Below are 23,104 nucleotides of genomic sequence, written 5' to 3'. Positions count from 1 at the left end.
GCTACACCCCTGGATTCACCTGCGTCTTATCGCTCGCCACCAGATCCTCCGCATGCGCGACGACCACCGAAATGTTGTCGCGCCCGCCGCGCGCCAGCGCGATCTCCAGCAGCCTTTGCGCCGCCGCCTCGCAATTCCCCGGCGCGAGCTCGTTCGCCATCTCCGCTTCGCTCACTTCGTTCGACAACCCGTCGCTGCATAACAGGAAGGTATCGCCGTCGTTGAGCTCGAGCGTGTTTTCGTCGAGTTCGAGCACATCAAGCGCCCCGACCGCGCGCGTGATCAGGTGCTGCGCCGGATGATGCAGCGCTTCCTCCGCCGTGAGTTGCCCGCGCGCCTTCAGTTCTTCGACATGGCTGTGATCGCGCGTGATCTGCATGAGCCGGCCGTGCCGGAACAGATAGATGCGGCTGTCGCCCGCCCAAAGATAGGCGCACGCGCGGTCACGCGCCGCGAGCACCACCACCGTGCTGCCGATGCGCGATACCTGTCGCCGCGCCGCTTCCGCGCGCAACTGTTCGTTCACCTCGAAGAGCCGCGCGCGCGCATCGGCGATGACGCTCGCGAGCCCGTTCGTGCCTGGCACCTTCGCGAGACCGTCGATCACCATCCGGCTCGCGAGGTCGCCGACCGCATGCCCGCCCATGCCGTCCGCGACGGCCCACAGGCCGCGCTCGGGCGCATCGAGCAATGCGTCTTCATTGATCTGCCGCACGCAGCCGGTGTCGGTGCGGGCGGCGGAAGTCCATCGAAACTCAGTGGTGAAGGTCACGGCAACCTCCGGCGTTCTGGGTGGCGCGGCGTCGGGCGGACAAGGCGGGCGATCCCGCTCATTGTGTACCCGCGCGCGTCCGAATCGAATCTTGATGTGCACGCTCAGCCCGCCCGATTCCCCGCCACCGAGTTCGGACTGACGGTGAGCGTCGCGCCGTTGCCCGTGTTGCTGACCGCGACGCTCTGGAACTGATTGATCATCTGGCCGACCGTGATGTTGGTGATGTTGTTGGTGACCTCGTAGATGTTGTTGGTCACATCGATGAGATTCACCACGCCGACGCCGCCACCGGCGCTGACCGGCGGACGGTCGATGAACGGCGTGATCCAGCCGAATATCCATGGCGCGCCGCCTCCGCCGCTGATGGCCGACATCGCTGCGTGATCGAGTTCGCGGTCGTAGTCGAGATCGGTGACGCTGAGAGCGCACATGTCGTTTCTCCGTGGATGGCCTGCGAGCAGGACGCCCGGAGTCAATGCAAGGCCTGTGCCGATGCGCACGCCCGGCTCGCGCTTTTCGCCGCGTGGCCGATCTGGCGGGGTTTCGGCGGCATCGGCCGATGCCAGCGGCGAAGCGCCCGCTCCCGCATCAGTTGGATCGGCGCCAACAAGCGATGTCGGCGCCTCGCGGAAGAACCAACACATTGGCCATCGATCCGTGGGATGGCGGCGACTCCGAATCTGGCGCATCGAACCCAACAAACACATCGGAAAACTGTTGGTCCAGAAAAAACATCAATTGGTCGCGAAGGGCTCGCCAGTCGACTGAAACTCAACAAATTCAATGGCTTAAAGAAGCTGGCAAGAAAGATGCAAAAGGCATGGCAACCCGGCGCCAAACAAACACATCGCGCCAAGCAGCAAAAAATCGGAGCCAGCCATGTCAACCAACCAATCCGGACTGATCGACCAGCAAGCCGCCGTGTGCGGTTTCTCGCTCGACGACGAACCGGCGCTCGGCACCGAACTCGTCACGCGCCGCTCGGGTTACGAACATCACGGCCTCTACGCCGGCAACGGCATGGTCATTCACTATGCGGGCTTCGCGAAGTCGCTGCATCGCGGCCCGGTCGAGGAAGTCACCATCGAGCAGTTCGCCGCCGGCCACGAAGTCACGATCCGCCAGAACCCGGCCGCGAAGTTCGTCGGCATGGAAGCAGTGCGCCGCGCGCGCAGCCGCCTCGGCGAAGACCAGTATCGCCTGCTCACCAACAATTGCGAGCACTTCGTCACATGGTGCATCGACGGCCGTGCCCGCAGCCGTCAGGTGCAAGCCTGCTTCGTGCATCCGCAGGCAGCGCTGCGCGCCGTGACCGGACTGTTTCGCGCCTATGTCGCCGCCGAGCGCCGCCGCCGCATGAACGCGGCGCTCGCCGCCTGAACCCCACGCCAGGAAGCCGCATCCCGAGGAGACCATCATGCAAACCACCGAAAATTCGCTGCACTGGGCCGTGGACAAATGGCTCGCCCCGACACCCGCGCATCCGGCACGCGTCGTGCGTCTATGCCGCTCGCATGTCACCGGCGCGCGCTATGTCTGCATCGAGGCGCAGCATCCGGGCGGCCCGCTCGCGATCATCTTCTTCCGCCACGACGACGGCACCTGGAACGTGTTTCCGCCTCAAGCCAGGCGTCCGTCGATGAGCGCGGAACGCCTCGCCGCCTGAGGCTTTACGATCAGCCGGGGGGCGTCGGGCCGCCCCGGCTTTGACACGGCGATCCCGCTGCCGCTACTCTAGGTGCAACATTTCCGGCTGTTCGATGAAGTCGCCGGGTCGCACGGATGCGGCAGGTCGTGGTAGTTTGGCGTCCGTGAACCAGATCGTACATTTTCGAGGTATTGCCGATGACCCAGCCCGACTCCTCTTCCTCCGCCCGCGCGACGCCCGATCCGAACCTCGGCGACAATCCGCTCGGCATCGCGGGGCTTGAGTTCGTCGAGTTTTCCAGTCCCGATCCCGAAGGGCTCGCCCGGCTGTTCGAGACGCTCGGCTTCGTGCCCGCCGCGCGGCATATCAGCAAGGCGGTGACGCTGTTTCGCCAGGGCAGCATGAATTTTCTGCTGAACGCGGAGCCGGATTCGTTCGCGTCGCGCTTCGCCGAGTCGCACGGCGTCGGCATCGCGGCGATCGGCATCCGCGTGCTCGATGCGCAGGTCGCCCATGAGCGCGCGCTCGAATACGGCGCGTGGGATTTCGAGGGCGAGAAGATCGGCCCGAACGAGTTGGCAATCCCGGCGATTCAGGGCATCGGCGATTCACATATCTATTTCGTCGATCACTGGCCGGGCAAAGGCAGCGGAAGCGAGGCGTCGATCTACGATATCGATTTCCGTCCGATTCCCGGTGCGGGCGCGGACCAGAAAGACACGGGTCTGCTCGAGGTGGACCACTTCACGCAGACGGTCGGCGCGGGCCGCATCCAGGAATGGCTCGACTTTTACCGCGAGGTGCTGCACTTCTCGGAGATTCATCAGGTGCACCCGGACTGGCACGTGTCGCAGGATTCGGCCGTCACGCTCTCGCCGTGCGGCTCGATCCGCATTCCGGTGTATGAGGAGGGCACGTATCGCACGGACCTGATGCAGCAGTATTTGCCCGATCACGAAGGCGAGGGCGTGCAGCATATCGCGCTGGCATCGGCGGATATCTTCGCTTCCGTCGATGCGTTGCTGGCGCGCGGCGTGCGCTTCCTGCAGCCGCCGCCGCGCTATTACGATGAAATCGACGAGCGGCTTCCCGGCCACGGGCTCGACATCGGGAAATTGCGCACGCGCGGCATTCTCGTCGACGGTGAAATTCTCCCGGATGGCACGCCGCAGCTTTTCCTGCAGACATTCGTCGAGCGCAAGCCCGGCGACATGTTCTTCGAGATCGTCGAGCGGCGCGGGCATCATGGGTTCGGCGAGGGCAATCTCGCCGCGATCGCGAAGGCGCGCGGCTGAACCGGCACGCCTTCGCTCGCGGCCTCATTGCACGACGACCGTGCCGGTCATGTGCGGATGCAGCGAGCAGAAGTACTTGTACGTGCCCGGCTTGTCGAACACATGCGAGAAGCTTTCGCCGCTGTCGAGCGGATCGGACTTGAAGGTCTTGCCCTCATCTGTGACGGTGTGCAGCATGTCGTCGTGATTCACCCATGTCACCTTCGTGCCGGCCGGCACCGTGATCGTCGCGTGGTTGAACGAGAAGTTGTCGATGGAAATGGTCGGCGCGCTCGCCGCCGCGACCTGTTGCGCGGGTTCCTGCGCGCACGCGCTCGGGATCGCGGCGCTGACGATGCCCTTCACGACGAGCGCGAACGCGGCCTTGCGCAGAAACCTGCCGGCGAGCGGGCGCAGATTCGCGGGCGTAACGATGAGCGAAGCACGGCGGGCGAGGGCGGCGATCATGACTGCACCCCGGCGAGCGACGTGTCCGTCACCGCGAGTTGTCCGCGCCCCGCGATGTGCGTGACTTCGCGCAGGCCGAGCATCGTGCGCAATTGCTCGGCGGGCACTTTCATCGGCCCGGGGCCGGACGCCGCGCCGGGCGCGGGCTGCGGAAACGCCGTCGACATCGCGGAATAGAAGCGCATCTCGCCCTCCACCTTCTGCGCCACCTGATGCACGTGGCCGTTCAGCACTGTCACCGAACCGAAGCGCTTCAGGAGCGCGAGCGCCTGCGCGCTGTCGTCGGTGCCCCAGCCCCATTGGGGATAGAGCGCCCACAGCGGAATATGCGCGAACACGACGATCGGCGTGCTGCTCGACTTGTCCTGCAAGTCGGCCTTGAGCCATGCGAGCTGCGCATCGCCGAGAAAGCCGAGGCCGCCGCCCTTCAGATCGATCACGTTGGTCAGGCCGATGAAGTGCACGCCGCCCTGATCGAAGCTGTACCAGTGACGATTGCTGCCTTTGCCGTATTGCCCGGAGAAACGATCGAAGAACGCATTGCCGTCCTCGACCAATACATCGTGCTCGCCGGGCACGTAGTGCACGTCCATGCCCGCCTTGCCGATGATCTGCATTGCCGTATCGAACTGGGCGGGCTTCGACAGATGCGTGATGTCGCCGGTATGGATCATGAAGGCGGGACGCTTGCCCATCGCGCCCACGCGGCCGATGGCTTCTTCGAGCGTGCTCGCAGGCTCGGTGTTCGGGTCCTTGTTGAAGCCGATATGGCTGTCGCTGATCTGCACGAAGCTGAACGAGCTGGTCTTCTCGGCAGCTTGCGCCGACGAGATCAGGCGCGACACGGGCACGCCGCCGCTCACGGTCCAGATCACGCCCGCGCCCGCCCATGCCATGCACGAAAGTGCGGTGCGGCGGCGCTTGCCGTGATCGTCGAGTTCGTCGCGTTCCTGCGCGGGAGGCGGGAGAGTGGGATCGGATTTCATGGCGGTTCCTTTGATGATTGCGGCCGCGGTTCGTGTCGTTCTAGTCGGCGAGAAACGCGCATGGCGGCTCGATGCATGGGCGCGAGGCCGGCGCGACATCGTCCCGAAGGGCTCAGTCGCTGCGGCATCCGTTCATCGAACCGGTGAAGGCTGTGCGTTATTCCCGCTATATTTTTCTGAGTCGCCGCCACGAACGGGAATAAACCGGGTGCGCCGGGAGTATCGGTGGGGAAGGCGCGGCAAAGCAGCATCCGGCTGCGCCCGGGCGATGTTCCCCGAACGTGGTTGTCCAAAGGAGACCCGCGTGATGTGGCCAGGCAAGTCGAAAGAAGACCGGTCCGGGCGCCGCGGCCAGGCGGACGCCGAGGCGGTTCACGCGCGCTTCGAGGCGACGGTGATGCCGCACCTCGACGCCGCCTACAACCTCGCGCGCTGGCTGTCGGGCAGCGCGAGCGATGCCGACGATGTCGTGCAGGAAGCCTATCTGCGCGCGTTCCGGTTCTTCGGCGGGTTCGAGGGCGGCGAGGAAGCGAACGCGCGGGCGTGGCTGCTCGCGATCGTGCGCAACACGTGGTTCACGGAATGGCGGCGGCGCGTGCAACTCGCGGACGCGACGCCCTACGACGAGGAACTGGGCGGCGACGAAGCCTTGCCCGGCTGGTCGGAGGAAGGCGCGGCCGACCCGGAAACGCTCGCCGTGCGCCGCGACGAGATTCATCTGGTGCATCGCGCGCTGGAGGCGCTGCCGATCGCCTTTCGCGAGGTGCTGGTGTTACGTGAGCTGGAAGACATGAGTTACAAGGAAGTGGCATCCGTGACCGGCGTGCCGATCGGCACGGTGATGTCGCGGCTCGCGCGCGGCCGCAAGATGCTGGCGGGGGCGGTGCGCGCGGCGCAAGGCGGGCAGGACAAGCCGAGCGTGCGCCTCGTGCGACGCGCGGGACCGGGTCATTCAGAGGAGTCGGGAAATGGAAAATAACGACACCGCCTCGCTCGATACGAGGCTCGCCGATGGCTCGCTGTATCAGCGTGCGCCGGTTCATTTGCGGGCGCAGGTGCTCGCGCGCGTGCGCGCGGAAACGGAAGAAGAAGCACGCAGGCATGAGCCGGCACGACGCCCGAAACGCGGCTCGCGCAATCCGTTCGCCGCGCCGTGGCCGTTCTTCGGCGGCGCGTTCGCGGGCGCGACCCTTTCCGCGCTCGTGCTCGGCACGATGCTGTGGTTTCAGGCCGTGCCGCTCATGTCGACTGTATCGACGGGTTCGCCCATCGCGCAGGAAATCGTGTCGAGCCACGTGCGCGCGTTGATGTCGGACCGTCCGATCGATGTGCTGTCGAGCGACAAGCACACCGTGAAGCCGTGGTTCAACGGCCGCATCGACTATGCGCCGCCGGTGATCGATCCGGCGGGGCCGGGCTTCGCGCTCGTCGGCGGGCGGCTGGACTACATCGATCATCGGCCGGTGGCGGTCGTCGTCTATCGCTATCTGAAGCATCCGATCGACGTGTACGTGTTTCCCGAGCGCAAGGGCGAAGGGAAGAGCGGGACGAACGACAAGGCGTTCTCGCCGGTCGTCACGCAATCCGACGACGGTTACGCGCTCGCGCGTTGGAATCACGATGGCATGACGTTCTGGGCCGTCACCGATGCATCCGGCGCGGTGCTGCGCCAGTTCGCGCATGCGATGGAAACCGGCGCGCCGCGCTGAAAAACGCATCGCGCAAACGCTTTACATGACTGGAAAGATGAAGATTGCGCGCGGTCGTCCTCAAGGGGATGCCGCGCGCTTCTTTACGCGTATACCCGCTGTCTCTCCGCTTTCCCTAGCCTGAAAAAACGCTTTGGGATGCTGTCTAAATCCCGCCTTGGTAATCCATGTTTTCGGCCTTATTCCATGCCTTGCACACTTACGATGCGTCAGGTGTGCGCTAACGCTCGTGCTCTTCGGGTATGTCCGAATATGGTCATATCCTTACATTTTTCTACACTCGCTCACAACCTATGTAATCGATAACGCACAGTGCACTTAAAAGAGGCATTGCAAGCATTTCCCGCGTTGCATGGGCTTTCAAATAACGAATCAGGCGACGGAGACACACATGGGTATGAAGATGAACCTCATTGCGAGCGCGCTCGCGTTTGGCGTTTTCTCGTTGGCGCACGCGGCCGACCCGATCAAGATCGGCGTCGATGGTCCGTTCACGGGCGGTTCGTCTTCCATGGGTGTCAGCATGCGCGACGGGGTGCGTCTCGCGACCGCGGAGATCAACAAGTCGGGCGGCGTGCTCGGCCGTCAGATCGTGCTGGTCGAACGTGATGACGAAGCGAAGAACGAGCGCGGCGTGCAGATCGCGCAGGAGCTCATCAACAAGGAGAAGGTCGTCGCGGTCGTCGGCTATATCAATACCGGTGTCGCGCTCGCGTCGCAGCGCTTCTTCCAGGAAGCGAAGATTCCCGTGTTCAACAATGTCGCGACCGGCACGGTGGTGACGAAGCAGTTCGACGATCAGCCCGATAACTACGTGTTCCGCAACGCGGCCGCCGACCGCATCCAGGCACCGATGATCGTCGAGGAAGCCGTTGCCAAACGTGGTTTCAAGAAGGTTGCGATCCTGGCCGATTCGACCAACTATGGCCAGCTTGGCCGCGAGGATCTGGAGAAGGCGCTGGCCGCGAAGGGCGTGAAGCCTGTTGCCGTCGAGAAGTTCAACATCAAGGACGTCGACATGACGGCCCAGTTGCTTAAGGCGAAGCAGGCTGGTGCCGAAGCGGTGCTGACGTATGGCATCGGGCCGGAACTCGCGCAGGTCGCGAACGGCATGGCCAAGCTTGGCTGGAAGGTGCCGCTGATCGGCAGCTGGACGCTTTCGATGGCGAACTACATCGACAACGCGGGTACGAACGGAGAGGGCGCGCGCATGCCGCAGACCTTCATTCAGGAAGCGAATACGCCGAAGCGCAAGGCTTTCATCGATGCCTACGTGAAGGAGTTCAAGCCGAAGAACGATCGCATCGATTCGCCGGTGTCGGCGGCGCAAGGTTATGACTCGGTATATCTGCTCGCGGCGGCGATCAAGCAGGCTGGCACGACGGATGGCCCGAAGGTCAAGGAAGCACTCGAGAGCCTGAACACGAAGGTGGAGGGCGTTGTGATGGTCTACGACAAGCCTTTCACGAAGGCGGATCATGAGGCGATTACGCCGAATGTGCCGGTGATCGGTGAGGTGAAGAGTGGACGCGTGATTTACGCGTACGACGCGGATAAGAAGGGTGGCAGTACGCTGCGTGCCAAGCAGACTACGACTGCTTCTAACTGAGGTTATTGCTTGGGCCGGAGAGCCTTCGGGTTCTTCGGCTTCGTCGAAGGTTTGTTTGCTTTCGCTTCGGTTTTCGTTAAATCCTGTTTTCGCGTCGGTCTATTTGCTCTGCCCCTGTGCGGGGCGGCAGTCACTTTCTTTGCTGCTGCAAAGAAAGTAACCAAAGAAACAGCTTGTCCCATCCAAAGTGCTTCAGGCCGGCCGCGGCACAGAACTGCGCAAGTGGTCCGGCAGTAGCGAGTGCCCTCATAGGCCTAATCGGGCGTGGACCGCGCACGGTCTGACAAGCTAGAAGTTATAGCGCGCTGGTTCAGCACCAAAGAGTTCCGGCACAGCGCTACGCGCTGCCGCTGGGTCTACAAGGGAAACCAACGGTGGGCGAATGCAGTGAGATGGAAGTGTAAGTAAAGAAGCACGCGCGGACCCGATGGACCGGTCGGCCGCGAAGCGGGCCGGAGCTAGTTGGAGCCTTACCAGTCAGTTGAGTGGTGCGATGTGACAGACCGTGCGCGATCCAAGCCCGGTTAGGCCTATGAGGGCACTCGCTACTGCCGGACCACGAGACTTCTTCTGTGCCGGGGCCGGTGTGAAGTACTTTGGATGGGGATAGCTGTTTCTTTGGTTACTTTCTTTGCAGCAGCAAAGAAAGTGACTGCCGCCCCGCACAGGGGCGGAGCAAACAGACCGACACGAAAACAGGATTCCATAGCAGCAAAGAAAGCGACTACCGGCCCGCCCCGCACAGGGGCAGAGCAAATAGACCGACACGAAAACAGGATTCCATAGCAGCAAAGAAAGCGACTACCGGCCCGCCCCGCACAGGGGCAGAGCAAACAGACCGAAACGAATTCCGGATTCCACGTAAAAGAGCAATAAAAGAGAAGAGCACGCACGATGATTCTCCTGCAACTCATCTACAGCGGCATCGCGTTAGGCATGATCTACGCCGTGATCGCCTTCGGCTACCAACTGACGTTCGCCACATCCGGCACGCTGAACTTCGGCCAGGGCGATGCGCTGATGCTCGGCGCGCTCGTGGGCCTCACGCTCGTATCGGCGGGTGTCAATTACTGGTTGATGATTCCGCTCGTGTGCCTCTTCGGGCTGGTGCAGGGCTCCTTCGTCGAGCGCATTGGCGTGCGCCCCGCGATCAAGATCAAGTCCGAGTTCGGCTGGATCATGTCGACGATCGCGCTCGGCATCATCTTCAAGAACGTCGCTGAAAACATCTGGGGCCGCGACGATCTGCGCTTTCCGTCGCCGTTGCCCGAGGCGCCGCTGCAGGTCTTCGGCGCGAACGTGCTGCCGATGGAACTGCTCGTCGTCGGCGGCGCGCTCGTGATGATGCTCGCGGTCGAGTTCTTCAACCGCAAGACCATCTTCGGCAAGGCCGTGGTCGCCACGGCGAATGATCGCGATGCGGCCTCGCTCATGGGCATCAACACGGGGCTCGTCATCACGTTCTCGTATGCGCTTTCATCGTTGACCGCTGCATTTGCAGGGGTCTTGATCGCGCCGCTCACGCTGACGGGCGCGACGATGGGCGCGGTACTCGGCCTCAAGGCATTCGCGGTGGCGATCATCGGCGGCCTGTCGAGCGGCATGGGCATCATCGTTGGCGGGATGATTCTCGGCATCGCGGAGACGACGACCGGCTTCTATATTTCCACCGGCTACAAGGATGTGCCGGGGCTCGTGCTGCTCTTGATCGTGCTTGCGGTCAAGCCCGCAGGTCTCTTCGGCAAGACGGCGATCAAGAAAGTCTGAGGCGGCGACGATGAAAGCAAAGAACTGGATCGCGGCGCTGGTCGGGCTCGCCGCACTCGCAATTTTTCCGGTGGTGTCGGGCAATCCGTACTACATCCACCTCGTCGAAACCATCATGATCTACGCGATCCTGCTGTTCGGGCTCGATATCGTGGTGGGTTATACCGGACAGGTTTCGCTCGGCCATGCGGGCCTGTTCGGCGTGGGCGCATATACGGCGGGCGTGCTCTTCGCGAAGCTCGGCATGCCGTTCTTCGTGACCGCGCCGCTCGCGATTCTGGTGACGGCCGGCTTCGGCGCGATCCTCGCATTGCCCGCCTTGCGCGTGTCCGGCCCTTATCTCGCGATGGTGACGCTCGCGTTCGGCACGATCATCCAGATCCTCATCAACGAGATGGATTTCCTGACGAACGGCCCAATGGGACTGAAGATCCCGAAGCCGATGTTCGCCGGTCACAGGCTCGACGAAGTGGAGTATTACTGGCTCGTTGCCGCATTGCTCGTCGTGTCGCTGATCGTCGTGCATCGCGTGCTGAAGTCGCATCTCGGACGCGCGTTCGAGGCATTGCGCGACAGCCCGATCGCATCGGACTGCATGGGCGTGTCGGTGTATCGCTACAAGGTGTATGCGTTCGTGATCAGCGCGGGCTTCGCGGGGCTCGCGGGCTGCCTTTATTCGTACTCAGAGCAGTACATTTCGCCGAACACGTATAACTTCGAGCTGACGATTCTGTTCCTGCTCGCGATCATCATGGGCGGGCGCAAGACGCGCATGGGCGCGATCATCGGCTCGACGGTCATCGTGCTGTTGCCGAAGCTGCTCGACGACATCTCGAACTTCCGCGTCGTTGCGACCGCGCTCGCGGCGGTCGTCGTCGCGGGGGCCGTGCTCGCGCTTGTGCGCAAGACCACGACGCCGCAGCGTGTCGCGGTGCCGATCATCGGCACGGCGGGTCTCGCCGTGTTCTCGTTCTGGATCGAAGCGCTGACGGACTGGCGTCTGACCATCTTCGGCCTGATGATTCTGCTGGTCGTGTATTACCTTCAGGACGGCATTGTCGGCTTCGTGCGCAAGACGCTCCATCTGGGTCGCGTGCGCGTGACCAAGGTCGATACCGATGAGCTCGCGAGCCACACGCGTCAGGACGACGCGGTCGCGGCCGTCGGAACGCAAGGCGCGGACACGATCCTCGATGTGCGCGGCGTGCTGATGCAGTTCAGCGGCCTGAAGGCGTTGAACGATGTGAACCTGACGGTGAAACGCGGCACCATTCACGGCTTGATCGGCCCGAACGGCTCGGGCAAGAGCACGATGATGAACGTGCTGACGGGCATCTATGTGCCGACCGCCGGCGCGATCGAGTACGAAGGGCATTCGATCGCGGGACGCACCTCGTCGAAGATTGCGCTGTCGGGCATCGCGCGGACGTTCCAGAACGTGCAGCTTTTTGGTGAGATGACTGCGCTCGAGAATGTGCTCGTTGGGTTGCATCACACGTTCAAGTCCAATTTCGCGGATGTCGGGGTGATGAGTCCGCGTTATCGGCGTGAAGAGCGCGCGGCGCGCGAGCGGGCTTTCAACATGCTGCGTTTCGTTGGGCTTGAAAGTGTCGCGGGGGAGGAAGCGCGTAACCTGCCTTACGGTAAGCAGCGGTTGCTCGAAATCGCTCGGGCTTTGGCTCTGGATCCCCAGTTGCTTCTGCTCGATGAACCGGCAGCCGGTTTGACCGCGCCGGATATTCGCGAGCTTGTCGCGATCATTCGCAAGGTGCGTAACCATGGGATCACGCTTGTGTTGATCGAACATCACATGGATGTGGTCATGAGTGTGTGTGACACCGTTTCTGTGTTGGACTTCGGGCAGAAGATTGCTGAAGGCAAGCCTGCCGAGATTCAGGCTAATGAGAAGGTTATCGAGGCTTATCTTGGAGGGCAGACTGAGCAGGCTGCTTGAGGCTTTTTTTACGTGGAATCCTGCTTTCGTGTCGGTCTATTGGCGTTGCCCCTATGCGGGGCGGCAGTCACTTTCTTTGCTGCTGCAAAGAAAGTAACCAAAGAAACAGCTATCCCCATCCAAAGTGCTTCATGCCGGCCCCGGCACAGAAGATGGCACGTGGTCCGGCAGTAGCGAGTGCCCTCGTAGGTCTAGCCGGGCGTGGACCGCGCACGGTCTGACAAGCCAGAACACTAAGCGCGCTGGTTCAGCACCAAAGAGTTCCGGCACAGCGCTACGCGCTGCCGCTGGGTTTGCAAGGGAAACCAACTTGCGGCGAATGCGCAGAGATAGAAGCGTTAGCAAGAATTCGCGTGCGGACCCGATGGACCGGTCGGCCGCGAAGCGGGCCGGAGCTATTTGGCGCCTTACCAGTCAGTTGAGTGGTGCGATGTGACGGACCGTGCGCGATCCAAGCCCGGTGAGTTTTGTGAGGGCACTCGCTACTGCCGGACCACTTGCGCAGTTCTGTGCCGGGGCCGGTGTGAAGTACTTTGGATGGGGATAGCTGTTTCTTTGGTTACTTTCTTTGCAGCAGCAAAGAAAGTGACTGCCGCCCCGCATAGGGGCAGAGCAAATAGACCGACACGAAAGCAGGTTTCTATAGAAGCGCAAGCGAGAGACATCACCGAAGCGCAAGCGGAAGACAATAATGCTGACGATCAAAAACCTCCACGCCGGCTACGGCAAAGTCAAAGTCCTGCATGGCATATCACTGAACGTGCCGAAGGCGAAGGTCGTAACCTTGATCGGCTCGAACGGCGCAGGCAAAACCACGACGATGCGCGCGATCTCCGGCATGATCAAAGCGACCGAAGGCGAGATCACGATGGGCGTCGGAAGCAACGCCAAGCGCATCGACTCGCTGGACTCGCACAAGATCGCGCGCTTAGGGTTAGCGCATTCCCCTGAAGGCCGCCGCGTCTTCGCGACAATGTCGGTGACCGACAACCTGCTGCTAGGGGCCTTCCCGCGCCTCACGTGGTCAAGACCGAAAGGCGATGTCAACGCCGACCTGGAACGCGCGATCGAACTGTTCCCGCGCCTGAAAGAGCGCCGCAACCAGCTGGCGGGCACACTCTCAGGCGGCGAGCAACAAATGCTCGCGATGGCCCGCGCGATCATGCTCAACCCCGACCTCGTGCTGCTCGACGAACCATCGATGGGCCTCGCGCCCATTCTCGTCGACGAAGTGTTCCGCATCATCGAGCGCCTCAAGGCCGATGGCGTCACGATGCTGCTCGTCGAGCAATTCGCGGCCGCCGCGCTCAATGTCGCCGATTACGGCTACGTGCTCGAAAACGGCCGCGTGGCGACGCACGGCCCGGCCGAGCAGTTGCGCAACGATCCCTCGGTGAAGGCAGCCTATCTGGGCGCGAGTCACTAGCCCGAGGCAATTGCCGCAGTGCGGAAAGCCAGGCCGAACTATCATGGTTACGGCGTGCGTACACACGCGCGCCTCCGACATCCTCACAAGGAGCTGCCATGATCAGCGGCAAGACCACTCTGATTGCTCACATCGGCTACCCGACCGAAGCGTTCAAGGCGCCGATGATCTACAACCCGTGGTTCGACAAGCAGGGCATCGACGCGGTCGTCGTGCCGATGGGCGTCAAACCCGAGGATTACGTCGCGTTCCTGCCGCATCTCTTCAAGCTCACGAACATCCGCGGCGCGCTCGTCACCATGCCGCACAAGATCACGACCGTCGGCCTGATGGACGAAGTGAGCCCGACCGCGCGCATCGCCGGGGCCTGCAACGCGATCCTCAAGCGCGACGACGGCACGCTGGTCGGCGATCAGTTCGACGGCGCGGGCTTCGTGCGCGGCGTCGAGCGGAAGGGCCGCAAGCTCGCGGGCGCGCGCGTGCTCGTGCTCGGCAGCGGCGGCGTCGGCTCGCCGATCGCCGCGTCGCTCGCGGCGGCGGGCGTCGCCGAGCTCGCGGTCTTCGATACCAATACGGCCTCCGTCGAAGGGCTCGCGTCGCGTCTGCGCGAGCACTATTCGAAGCTCGTCGTCAGAACCGACACGAAAGATCCCGCGGGCTTCGACGTCATCGTGAACGCGACGCCGCTCGGCATGAAGGACACCGACCCGCTGCCGTTCGATATCGAGCGCATCGCGCCCGGCACGTTCGTCGGCGAGGTGGTGATGAAGTCGGAGTACACGCCGCTCCTGCGCGCGGCAAAAGACAAGGGCTGCGCCGTGCAGGTCGGCACGGATATGCTTTTCGAAATGATCCCGGCGTATCTGGAGTTTTTCGGCTACGGCACCGCCACCGCCGACGAATTGCGCGCGGTCGCCCAGATCAAGTACGCGTAACCGTTCCTATACTTCAATCGACACAGCAAGGCAGACGCTCATCCTCTGACAAATAGGCCGCGCGCAGAAGCGGCGGCCTGGAAAATGCAGGGAGGAATCATGGGATCGACTGCACCGGGCGTTCCGGCGGACGACAAGCACGCGCCCGAACCGCACGGCCATCCGGCATTGCTCGGGCTCTCGCTCGCGGCGCTCGGCGTCGTCTACGGCGATATCGGCACGAGCCCGCTCTATACCCTCAAGACCGTGTTCGATCCCGCAGGCGGTTTGCCCCTGCAGCCCGCGAACGTGATCGGCATCGTGTCGCTGATCTTCTGGTCGCTCACCGTCATCGTTTCGCTCAAGTACGTGACGCTGATCCTGCGCGCCAACAATCACGGTGAGGGCGGCATCATGGCGCTGCTCGCGCTCGCGGCGTCATCGGTCGAATCGAAAAAGCGGCTGAAACACGTGCTGTTGATGATCGGCGTGATGGGCGCGGCGCTGTTCTACGGCGACGGCGTCATCACGCCGGCCATTTCCGTGCTGAGCGCGGTCGAAGGGCTGGAAGTGGCAGCGCCGATGTTGCAGCCCTATGTCGTGCCCGTGACGCTCGTCGCGCTGATCGCGCTCTTCGTGATGCAGAAGCACGGGACGTCCGGCATCGGCGCGGTGTTCGGGCCGGTGATGGTGCTGTGGTTCATCGTGCTCGCGGTGTCGGGCATCATGAACATCAAGGACGCGCCGCATATTCTCGCGGCGCTCAATCCCATCGAAGGGCTTGCGTTCTGCCTGCATCATCGCTGGCTCGCGTTCGTCGCGCTCGGCGCCGTCGTGCTGTCGCTGACGGGCGCGGAAGCGCTTTATGCCGACATGGGCCATTTCGGCTCGCGTCCGATCCGCCTCACGTGGTTCGCAATCGTCTTTCCCGCGCTCGCGCTCAACTATCTCGGCCAGGGCGCGCTCCTGATCGCAGATCCGACCGCGCTGCAGAATCCGTTCTATCGGCTCTTTCCATCGTGGATGCTTTATCCAATGGTCGTGCTGTCCACCATCGCGACGGTCATCGCATCGCAGGCCGTGATCTCCGGCACCTACTCGATGACCAAGCAGGCGATGCAACTCGGCTTTCTGCCGCGCATGAGTGTCGTGTACACGTCGGCGAAGGAGATCGGGCAGATCTATGTGCCCGGCATCAACTGGACGCTGCTGCTCGCGGTCGTCGCGGCCGTGCTCGGCTTCGGCTCGTCGACGGCGCTCGGCTCCGCATACGGCATCGCGGTTACCGGCACGATGTTGATCACGACGGTGCTGACCTTCTTCGTGATCCGCTACGCATGGCATTACAACTGGGCGCTGTGCGTCTTCGCGACGGCGTTCTTCTTCGTGATCGATGCGATGTTCTTCTCCGCGAATTGCCTGAAGATCGCGGACGGCGGCTGGTTCCCGGTCGCGATCGGCCTCGTGATGTTCACGATCATGGCGACGTGGGGCCGCGGCGCGCAGATGATGATCCAGGAAGCGCGCGTGCGCGCGGGCGAGACGCCGCTCAAGCCGTTCCTCACGAGCCTGCTCGCGCGTTCGCCCGCGCGCGTGGAAGGCACGGCGATCTTCATGTCGAACGATCCCAATGGCGTGCCGCATTCGCTGCTGAACAATCTCATGCATAACCGTGTGCTGCACGAACACACGGTCTTTCTGACGGTCGCGACCGAGCCCGTGCCGTGGGTCGAGGAAGCGCGGCGCGTGACCTTGCAAACGCTCGGAAACGGCTGCTTCCAGGTGACCGTGAACTACGGCTTCAAGGATGAAGTCGATCTGCCCGCGGCGCTGGAAAAATGCCGCTCGTCGGGCCTCAAGTTCGATCGCGCGACCATTTCATATTTTCTTTCGCGCGCAACCGTCGTGCCGACGCCGGGCACGGGCATGGCGCTTTGGCGCGAACGGCTGTTCGCGATCATGCTGCACAATGTGGGCAACGTCGCGGCCTATCTGCGATTGCCGGCCGATCGCGTGATCGAGCTCGGCGCGCGAGTCGAGATATGACGGCGCAATTGAACTGATGGACGTGCATTCGACGCAAGCAAGCGGCAGAGGATTGAGCAAGACTCACGATAAGAAATGCGGCAAACCAGGAGACGCCATGACCGCCAGCAGCACGCCGACCCGCCATCCGTTTCCATCGACCGTGCGCCTCGTCGAGCGCGGCAAGATCGTGTCCGCGCGCGAGGCCGTGCGCCTCATCCGCTCCGGCGACACGATCGCGACGAGCGGTTTCGTCGGCATCGGCTTCGCGGAGGAAGTGGCGATCGCGCTGGAAGAGCGCTTTGTCGAAGGCACCGATCCTATCGCGGATCTGACGCTCGTGTACGCCGCGGGCCAGGGCGACGGCCGCGCCAAAGGCCTCAATCATTTCGCGCATGAGGGGCTCATCAAGCGCGTGATCGGCGGGCACTGGGGACTCGTGCCGGGCCTGCAGAAGATGGCGATCGACAACCGCATCGAAGCGTATAACCTTCCGCAAGGCGTGATCTCGCAGCTCTTTCGCGATATCGCCGCGCATCGGCCGGGGCAACTGTCGACGGTCGGACTCGGCACCTTCGTCGATCCGCGCAACGGCGGCGGCAAGCTCAACCCGCGCACGACGGAAGATATCGTGCGCCTCATGCCGATCGACGGCACGGACTATCTGTACTACAAGACCTTCCCGATCGATGTCGCGATCGTGCGCGGCACCACCGCCGATCTCAACGGCAACGTCACGATGGAAAAGGAAGCGCTGACGCTCGAAGCGCTCTCCATCGCAATGGCCGCGCGCAACTCGGGCGGCATCGTGATCGCGCAGGTCGAGCGCCTTGCCGAATCGAACACGCTCAACTCGCGGCAAGTGAAGATACCGGGCGTGATGGTCGATTGCGTCGTGCTCGCGAAGCCCGACAATCACTGGCAGACCTTCGGCGAGCAATACAACGCGGCGTTCTCCAGCGAGTTGCGCGTGGCCGCGAGCTCGGTGCAGCCGATGTCGCTCACCGAGCGCAAGATCATTGCGCGGCGTGCCGCCTTCGAGCTAATGGCCAATAGCGTCGTGAATCTCGGCATCGGCATGCCGGAGGGCATCGCGAGCGTCGCGAACGAGGAGCAGGTGATCGATCTCTTCACGATGACGACCGAGCCCGGCGTGATCGGCGGCATTCCGGCGGGCGGCCTCAACTTCGGCGCGGCGACGAACACGCAGGCGATCATCGACCAGCCATATCAGTTCGACTTCTATGATGGCGGCGGTCTCGACATCGCGTTCCTCGGTCTCGCCCAGGCCGACCGCGAAGGCAATCTCAACGTGAGCAAGTTCGGCCCGAAGCTCGCGGGCGCGGGCGGCTTCATCAATATCAGCCAGGCGGCGAAGAAGGTCGTGTTCGTCGGCACGTTCAACGCGGGCAAGCTCGATGTGGCGATCAGGAACGGCAAGCTCGAAATCCGCCGCGAAGGCGATTGCCGCAAGTTCGTCGATGCGGTCGAGCATCGCACGTTCAGCGGCCGTTATGCGGCCGAGCGCGGACAAACCGTGCTCTATGTCACCGAGCGCTGCGTGTTCGAGCTCACGGAAAAGGGGCTCGCGCTGACGGAAGTGGCGCCGGGCATCGATATCGAGCGGGACATCGTCGGGCAGATGGGTTTCGCGCCGATCATGGACACGCCGCCGCGCCTGATGGACGAGCGCATCTTCCGCGACGCGCCGATGGGGCTGCGCGATATCCTGCTGCGGCTCGACCTGTCGGAACGCTTCAGCTACGACCCGGAGAAGAATCTTTTCTTCATCAACTTCGAAGGGCACGAAGTAAAGAGCCTGAGCGATGTCGAAGCGATACGCCGCGAAGTGGAGAAGCAGTTGTCGGGCGTGACGACGAAGCCGCACGCCATCGTCAATTATGATAACTTTTCGATTCGCCCTGATATGCTGGATGCCTATTCGGAAATGGTCACGAAGCTGGTGGATGGCCATTACGAACGCGTCACGCGCTATACGACGAGCAGTTTCCTGCGCCTGAAACTCGGCGACGCATTGAAGCGCCGCGGCGTGGCGCCTTATATCTACGAAAGTCCGGAAGAAGCGCGCGAGCACGAATCGAAGCGCGCGTCGGAATGACGAAGTGACGGAGTGACGGGAGGGGCCGCCTCAGTGAGAGCGGCCCGTTCGCATGTCATCCGCGGGCGGCGCGGCCCGGGGCGGATTCGCGCTGATTGCGCAGCCTGCTATGGCGTATGCCATACACGAAGTAGATGACGACGCCGATCGCCATCCACACGATGAGCCGTATCCAGGTATCGGCGGGCAAGCCGGACATCAGAAAGAGCGACGACAGCGCACCGAGCGGCGCGACGATGAATACCGCCGGCGTCTTGAACGCGCGTTCGAGATCCGGCTGCGTGATGCGCAGCACCAGCACGCCGATGCACACGACCATGAAAGCGAACAGCGTGCCGATGCTCACGAGCTCGCCCACTAGCCCTATCGGCAGCAGCCCGGCGAGAATCATCACGATGACGCCGGTGATGATCGTAGTGATATACGGCGTATGAAAGCGCGGATGAATCTTCGATGCGAACGGCGGCAGCAGGCCGTCCTTCGCCATCGAATAGAAGATGCGCGGCTGCGACAGCAGCAGCACCAGTATCACCGACGTGAGGCCGAAGATCGCGCCGAGCTTCACGATGGGCGAGAGCCAGCGCATGCCGATCGCATCGACGCCGACCGCGATCGGGTCCGCCACGTTGAGCTTGTCGTAAGGCACGATGCCTGTCAGCACGTATGAGACGAGCACATAGAGAATCGTGCAAATGGTGAGCGAGCCGAGAAGGCCGACCGGCATGTCGCGTCTCGGGTTGCGCGTTTCCTGCGCGACGCACGACACCGAGTCGAAGCCGATATAGGCAAAGAACACGACCGCCGCGCCGCGCAGCACGCCGCTCATGCCGAACACGCCCGATTCGCCGGTATTCGGCGGAATGAACGCGCCCGTCGGGTTCTGCGCCGTGACCCAGTGGCTCGTGTCGACATAGGCGATGCCCGCCGCGATGAACGCGAGCACGATCAGCACCTTGATCACGACGATGAAGCTGTTCACGCGCGCCGATTCGCGTATGCCGATCACGAGCAGCATCGTGATGAGCCCGACGACGACCATGGCGGGCACGTTGAGAATCGCGCCGACGTGGCTCCAGCCGTGACCCGGCTCATAGGCGAAGGGCGCCTGGGAAAGCTGCGCGGGTATGTCGATGCCGAGCGAATGCAGAAAGCTCACGACATAGCCCGACCAGCCGATCGCGACCGTCGTCGCGCCGACCGCGTATTCGAGAATCAGGTCCCAGCCGATGAGCCACGCGATCAGCTCGCCCATCGTCGCGTAGGCGTACGTGTACGCGCTGCCCGAGACCGGCACGGTGGAAGCCATTTCGGCATAACAAAGGCCCGCGAGCGCGCAGACGATCGCGCCCAGCACGAACGAGAGGATGATCGCGGGTCCGGCGTTGGTCGCGGCCGCGTGGCCGGTCAGCACGAAAATCCCCGCGCCGATGATGCAGCCGATGCCGAGCAACACGACATCGAGCCCGGAGAGCGATCGTTTCAGCGCGTGGCCGCCGTGTTCCTGAAGAACTTCCTCGGTCTCGGCCGCTTCGCTTTGCAGCGCTGCGACGGATTTTCTTTGCATGACGGTCACGATCGCCTCCTGTGCGGCGGCAGCGTGGCCGCGCCCACCGTGGCGCGGCGCAGTCTGTCCGCCCGTTCAAGTGCGGGACAAGTGCAGGACAAGTGCGGCATGTTGCGCGTGCGTGCGGCTTCGCACTTGCACGTTCGTTCTGACGTATTGCCGTTCCGTGATAGCAGATTTTGCCGGGGAATTCGAGCGCGATCCTGTGCGCAAAGCATGCGGCGGCGAAAATATGCGCGAACGGATCGTGCACGGCGAGCGGTGGCAGCACGAAGCGTGCCGCCGTCTTGCCACGCGCTTCCCTCAAGACCCCATGGGGTTCAGGGGCTTACCGGGCCTGCGCCGGAGACAGTTGCGCGGCACACTATAATCGAAAGCACAGTTTTGCTTTTCAACCCGGAAACCGTTGCGCATCGCTCGCGCAACGTTCACCGGACTTTCCTTACGTGGAGATTTGATATGGCTATACGCATTGGTGATGAAGCTCCCGATTTCACGGCAGAGACAACCGAAGGCACGATCCGCTTCCACGAATGGATCGGCGACAAGTGGGCGATCCTGTTCTCGCATCCGAAGGACTTCACGCCGGTTTGCACGACCGAACTCGGTTACATGGCCAAGCTCAAGCCCGAGTTCGACAAGCGCGGCACGAAGGTAATCGGCCTCTCGATCGACCCGGTGACGAATCATTCGCAGTGGGCCAAGGATATCGAGGAAACGCAGGGCACCGCGGTCAATTATCCGATGATCGGCGACGCGGACCTCAACGTCGCGAAGCTCTACGACATGATCCATCCGAACGCGAGCGGCGCGAATCCGCGCACCGCGGCCGACAACGCGACGATCCGCGCGGTGTTCATCGTCGGTCCGGACAAGAAGGTGAAGGCCACGTTCACGTATCCGATGAGCGCGGGCCGCAACTTCGACGAAGTGCTGCGCCTGCTCGACGCGCTGCAACTGAACGCGAAGCACACGGTCGCGACGCCGGTGAACTGGAAGCCGGGCGACGACGTGATCATCCCGACGTCCGTGTCGGATGAAGACGCGAAGAAGAAGTACCCGGACGGCTTCAAGACGCTCAAGCCGTATCTGCGCACGGTGGCGCAGCCGAAGTAACGCACGCGCGTTACCGGACGATCCGACGCCGGCCCGCGCAATGCGGACCGGCGTTTTCCATTCCGGCTCAGTTGTGGCCCGTGCGGCGCTCCGGCGACGTCTCGACTTCGCCGGGCCTGCGCAGCATCTTGTCCACTTCGCCCGCGTGCATCTCTTCGACCTCGATCATCTGCCGCGCATATTCCTCCAGCGCGACGGAGCGGTCCTCGACGAGCGCCAGCAAGTCGCGGTACAGACCGAGCGCGACGTTCTCCGCCTGCAACGATTCGCGCAGGATCGTCGCGATGTCGAAGGTGTGATTGTCGAGCAGCGGACCGATTGCCAGCGACGGATACGCGCCGAGCGTCGTGATCCATTCGCCCGCCTGGTGCGCGTGCGTGAGCGACTCGTCGGCCTGCGCGCGCAGCCACGACACGATCGGGATGCGTCCGAAGCCGAACACGAGAAACGAATAGTGCGTGTAACGAACAACGCCGGCCAGTTCGGATTCGAGAATCTTGTTCAGGACGCCGACGACCTTTTCCTTATCGAGCTCTGCCATTCCTGCCTCCGTTTTCCAACGCCAGGCGCTCCGTGGGACGGATGGGCCACGAGTCATCGCATGCTCCGGCTTCACTCATTGTAGTCACGTGAGCGGCGCATGCGAGGCGAAACTGCGGCGTCGGGGCGCGCAAGATGCGCTCCCGGATCGGACATGGAGGCCATGCGGCGCCGCACGGACGCCGCATCGCGTGCCAAATCCTGCGTTCAGGCGATTTCCTCGATCCAGAGCGAGGCCGTGCGCGTAAGGACTTGCGACATCGCCGTACGCGCGCCGTCGCTGTCGGAGGTATCGATGGCGCGCACGACCTTGCCGTAATCCCCGAGCTGCAATTCGGGCACGCGCGGCAGCGCATGCGGCTGCGTGCGCAGCGCGGCTTTCATCGTCCTGATGCCGACGCGCACGATGCTGCCCATCTGGCGCAGCAGCTCGTCGCCGCTCGCATCGACGATGGCGGCCTGCAACGCCTCTTCGGCCGCCGATTGCAGCGGCTCGGACGGGCTCGCATGCAAGAGCCGCTGATAGGCCGCGTTGATCGCAATCCGCTGATGCCGGTTCGAGCGCAAGGCGGCGAGCGCGGCGGCGGGCGGATCGACGAGCGAGCGGAACTCGATCAGCCTGCGGATGCAATCGGGATCGTGCAACGCGCGCAACCGCCACTCGGCGACTTCGGGATCCATGATGAGCCATTCCCGCGCGGGCTTGATGCGCGTGCCCGTCTTGGGCCGCACGTCGAGCATGCGGCGCGAGATGAGAATGCTCAATGCCTCGCGCATGATGGTGCGGCTCACGCCGTGCTTCTTCGAAAGGATGACTTGTGGCGGCAGCACGTTGTCCTGGTATTCACCGCTCACTATGCCCGCGACCAGCTGATTCACCACGCGTTTGACGAGCGATGCTTCATAGCCATGATTCATGTTTTTGTTCTCGTGATAACGCCCACGCTCGAGGCTCGTCGCCGCTCGTTGCCGAGCGGAGATGCCCGTACGCTGTCTAAGATCACGGCGCGTCGTTGCCCCGCGCGGCCGAACGCTCGCGCGCAGCGCTTCTCCCTTTCCGTCACGCCGTGTATTTGGTCCCCGGTTCAAGCTACCCGATGCGGCATGAGCCGCACACCCCGCAGCGGTCGGCATTTGTTTGGACAACCCCGTCGATCCGCTGAAAGGAAGCGTATATCCGTGCGCCCCGGTTTAACAATATGGTTCACCG

20 protein-coding genes are annotated in these 23,104 nt (G+C 63.0%); 13 read left to right on the top strand and 7 right to left on the bottom strand.

Features of this window, described 5'->3' with window-relative positions:
• Position 1: 1 nt before the first annotated feature.
• The gene (locus tag AC1Z32_RS30360; RefSeq protein ID WP_483482530.1) at positions 2-772 is read right to left on the bottom strand and encodes a PP2C family protein-serine/threonine phosphatase; all 771 of its coding nucleotides are present in this window, start codon (positions 770-772) and stop codon (positions 2-4) included.
• Between the two features lie 104 nt (positions 773-876).
• The gene (locus AC1Z32_RS30355; protein WP_483482529.1) at positions 877-1,206 is read right to left on the bottom strand and encodes a hypothetical protein; all 330 of its coding nucleotides are present in this window, start codon (positions 1,204-1,206) and stop codon (positions 877-879) included.
• A 448-nt stretch (positions 1,207-1,654) separates the two neighbouring features.
• Here AC1Z32_RS30355 and AC1Z32_RS30350 point away from each other — a divergent pair, with 448 nt between their 5' ends.
• The 3 genes from AC1Z32_RS30350 to AC1Z32_RS30340 all read left to right on the top strand — a co-directional run bounded on the left by AC1Z32_RS30350 (position 1,655) and on the right by AC1Z32_RS30340 (position 3,718).
• Positions 1,655-2,155, top strand: coding sequence for a lecithin retinol acyltransferase family protein (locus AC1Z32_RS30350; protein WP_483482528.1), 501 nt, complete (start codon positions 1,655-1,657; stop codon positions 2,153-2,155).
• Between the two features lie 37 nt (positions 2,156-2,192).
• Positions 2,193-2,441: a hypothetical protein gene (locus AC1Z32_RS30345; RefSeq protein ID WP_483482527.1), complete on the top strand. Its 249-nt coding sequence runs from the start codon at positions 2,193-2,195 to the stop codon at positions 2,439-2,441.
• A 179-nt stretch (positions 2,442-2,620) separates the two neighbouring features.
• Positions 2,621-3,718: a 4-hydroxyphenylpyruvate dioxygenase family protein gene (locus tag AC1Z32_RS30340; RefSeq protein WP_483482526.1), complete on the top strand. Its 1,098-nt coding sequence runs from the start codon at positions 2,621-2,623 to the stop codon at positions 3,716-3,718.
• Positions 3,719-3,742: 24 nt separating this feature from the next.
• On the opposite strand, the gene AC1Z32_RS30335 is transcribed toward AC1Z32_RS30340, so the two are convergent.
• Both AC1Z32_RS30335 and AC1Z32_RS30330 read right to left on the bottom strand, forming a co-directional pair.
• The gene (locus AC1Z32_RS30335; RefSeq protein ID WP_483482525.1) at positions 3,743-4,165 is read right to left on the bottom strand and encodes a cupredoxin domain-containing protein; all 423 of its coding nucleotides are present in this window, start codon (positions 4,163-4,165) and stop codon (positions 3,743-3,745) included.
• Positions 4,162-5,151 carry a metallophosphoesterase family protein gene (locus tag AC1Z32_RS30330; protein ID WP_483482524.1) on the bottom strand — a complete coding sequence of 330 codons (990 nt, stop codon included), beginning with the start codon at positions 5,149-5,151 and terminating at the stop codon, positions 4,162-4,164. Before AC1Z32_RS30330 ends, AC1Z32_RS30335 begins: the two co-directional genes overlap by 4 nt.
• A 307-nt stretch (positions 5,152-5,458) precedes the next feature.
• Here AC1Z32_RS30330 and AC1Z32_RS30325 point away from each other — a divergent pair, with 307 nt between their 5' ends.
• The 9 genes from AC1Z32_RS30325 to AC1Z32_RS30285 all read left to right on the top strand — a co-directional run bounded on the left by AC1Z32_RS30325 (position 5,459) and on the right by AC1Z32_RS30285 (position 18,674).
• Positions 5,459-6,130 carry an RNA polymerase sigma factor gene (locus tag AC1Z32_RS30325; RefSeq protein WP_483482523.1) on the top strand — a complete coding sequence of 224 codons (672 nt, stop codon included), beginning with the start codon at positions 5,459-5,461 and terminating at the stop codon, positions 6,128-6,130.
• Complete coding sequence (locus tag AC1Z32_RS30320; RefSeq protein ID WP_483482522.1) at positions 6,120-6,860, top strand: anti-sigma factor family protein; 741 nt, start codon at positions 6,120-6,122, stop codon at positions 6,858-6,860. The genes AC1Z32_RS30325 and AC1Z32_RS30320 overlap by 11 nt, the downstream gene beginning before the upstream one ends.
• 397 nt (positions 6,861-7,257) lie before the next feature.
• On the top strand, positions 7,258-8,469 hold the full coding sequence (locus AC1Z32_RS30315; RefSeq protein ID WP_483483347.1) for an ABC transporter substrate-binding protein: 1,212 nt from the start codon (positions 7,258-7,260) through the stop codon (positions 8,467-8,469).
• An 894-nt stretch (positions 8,470-9,363) separates the two neighbouring features.
• The gene (locus AC1Z32_RS30310; RefSeq protein WP_483482521.1) at positions 9,364-10,236 is read left to right on the top strand and encodes a branched-chain amino acid ABC transporter permease; all 873 of its coding nucleotides are present in this window, start codon (positions 9,364-9,366) and stop codon (positions 10,234-10,236) included.
• A gap of 10 nt (positions 10,237-10,246) precedes the next feature.
• Positions 10,247-12,190, top strand: coding sequence for a branched-chain amino acid ABC transporter ATP-binding protein/permease (locus AC1Z32_RS30305; RefSeq protein ID WP_483482520.1), 1,944 nt, complete (start codon positions 10,247-10,249; stop codon positions 12,188-12,190).
• Positions 12,191-12,881: 691 nt separating this feature from the next.
• Positions 12,882-13,616: an ABC transporter ATP-binding protein gene (locus AC1Z32_RS30300; RefSeq protein WP_062604561.1), complete on the top strand. Its 735-nt coding sequence runs from the start codon at positions 12,882-12,884 to the stop codon at positions 13,614-13,616.
• Between the two features lie 98 nt (positions 13,617-13,714).
• Positions 13,715-14,551: a shikimate dehydrogenase family protein gene (locus AC1Z32_RS30295; protein ID WP_483482519.1), complete on the top strand. Its 837-nt coding sequence runs from the start codon at positions 13,715-13,717 to the stop codon at positions 14,549-14,551.
• A gap of 99 nt (positions 14,552-14,650) precedes the next feature.
• Positions 14,651-16,576, top strand: coding sequence for a potassium transporter Kup (locus AC1Z32_RS30290; RefSeq protein WP_483482518.1), 1,926 nt, complete (start codon positions 14,651-14,653; stop codon positions 16,574-16,576).
• 97 nt (positions 16,577-16,673) lie between these two features.
• The gene (locus AC1Z32_RS30285) at positions 16,674-18,674 is read left to right on the top strand and encodes an acyl CoA:acetate/3-ketoacid CoA transferase (protein ID WP_483482516.1); all 2,001 of its coding nucleotides are present in this window, start codon (positions 16,674-16,676) and stop codon (positions 18,672-18,674) included.
• A gap of 55 nt (positions 18,675-18,729) precedes the next feature.
• On the opposite strand, the gene AC1Z32_RS30280 is transcribed toward AC1Z32_RS30285, so the two are convergent.
• Positions 18,730-20,238: an amino acid permease gene (locus AC1Z32_RS30280; protein WP_483483346.1), complete on the bottom strand. Its 1,509-nt coding sequence runs from the start codon at positions 20,236-20,238 to the stop codon at positions 18,730-18,732.
• Between the two features lie 459 nt (positions 20,239-20,697).
• Here AC1Z32_RS30280 and AC1Z32_RS30275 point away from each other — a divergent pair, with 459 nt between their 5' ends.
• Complete coding sequence (locus AC1Z32_RS30275; protein ID WP_483482515.1) at positions 20,698-21,354, top strand: peroxiredoxin; 657 nt, start codon at positions 20,698-20,700, stop codon at positions 21,352-21,354.
• A 67-nt stretch (positions 21,355-21,421) separates the two neighbouring features.
• On the opposite strand, the gene AC1Z32_RS30270 is transcribed toward AC1Z32_RS30275, so the two are convergent.
• Positions 21,422-21,895 (bottom strand): ferritin-like domain-containing protein, encoded by a 474-nt coding sequence (locus tag AC1Z32_RS30270; RefSeq protein ID WP_483482514.1) that lies wholly within the window; start codon positions 21,893-21,895, stop codon positions 21,422-21,424.
• Positions 21,896-22,101: 206 nt separating this feature from the next.
• Positions 22,102-22,812: a FadR/GntR family transcriptional regulator gene (locus AC1Z32_RS30265; protein ID WP_483482513.1), complete on the bottom strand. Its 711-nt coding sequence runs from the start codon at positions 22,810-22,812 to the stop codon at positions 22,102-22,104.
• Positions 22,813-23,104 lie beyond the last annotated feature (292 nt).

This window comes from Caballeronia sp. 11_S32 (genome assembly GCF_056930355.1).
This window is presented reverse-complemented; position numbering and strand designations above follow the sequence as displayed.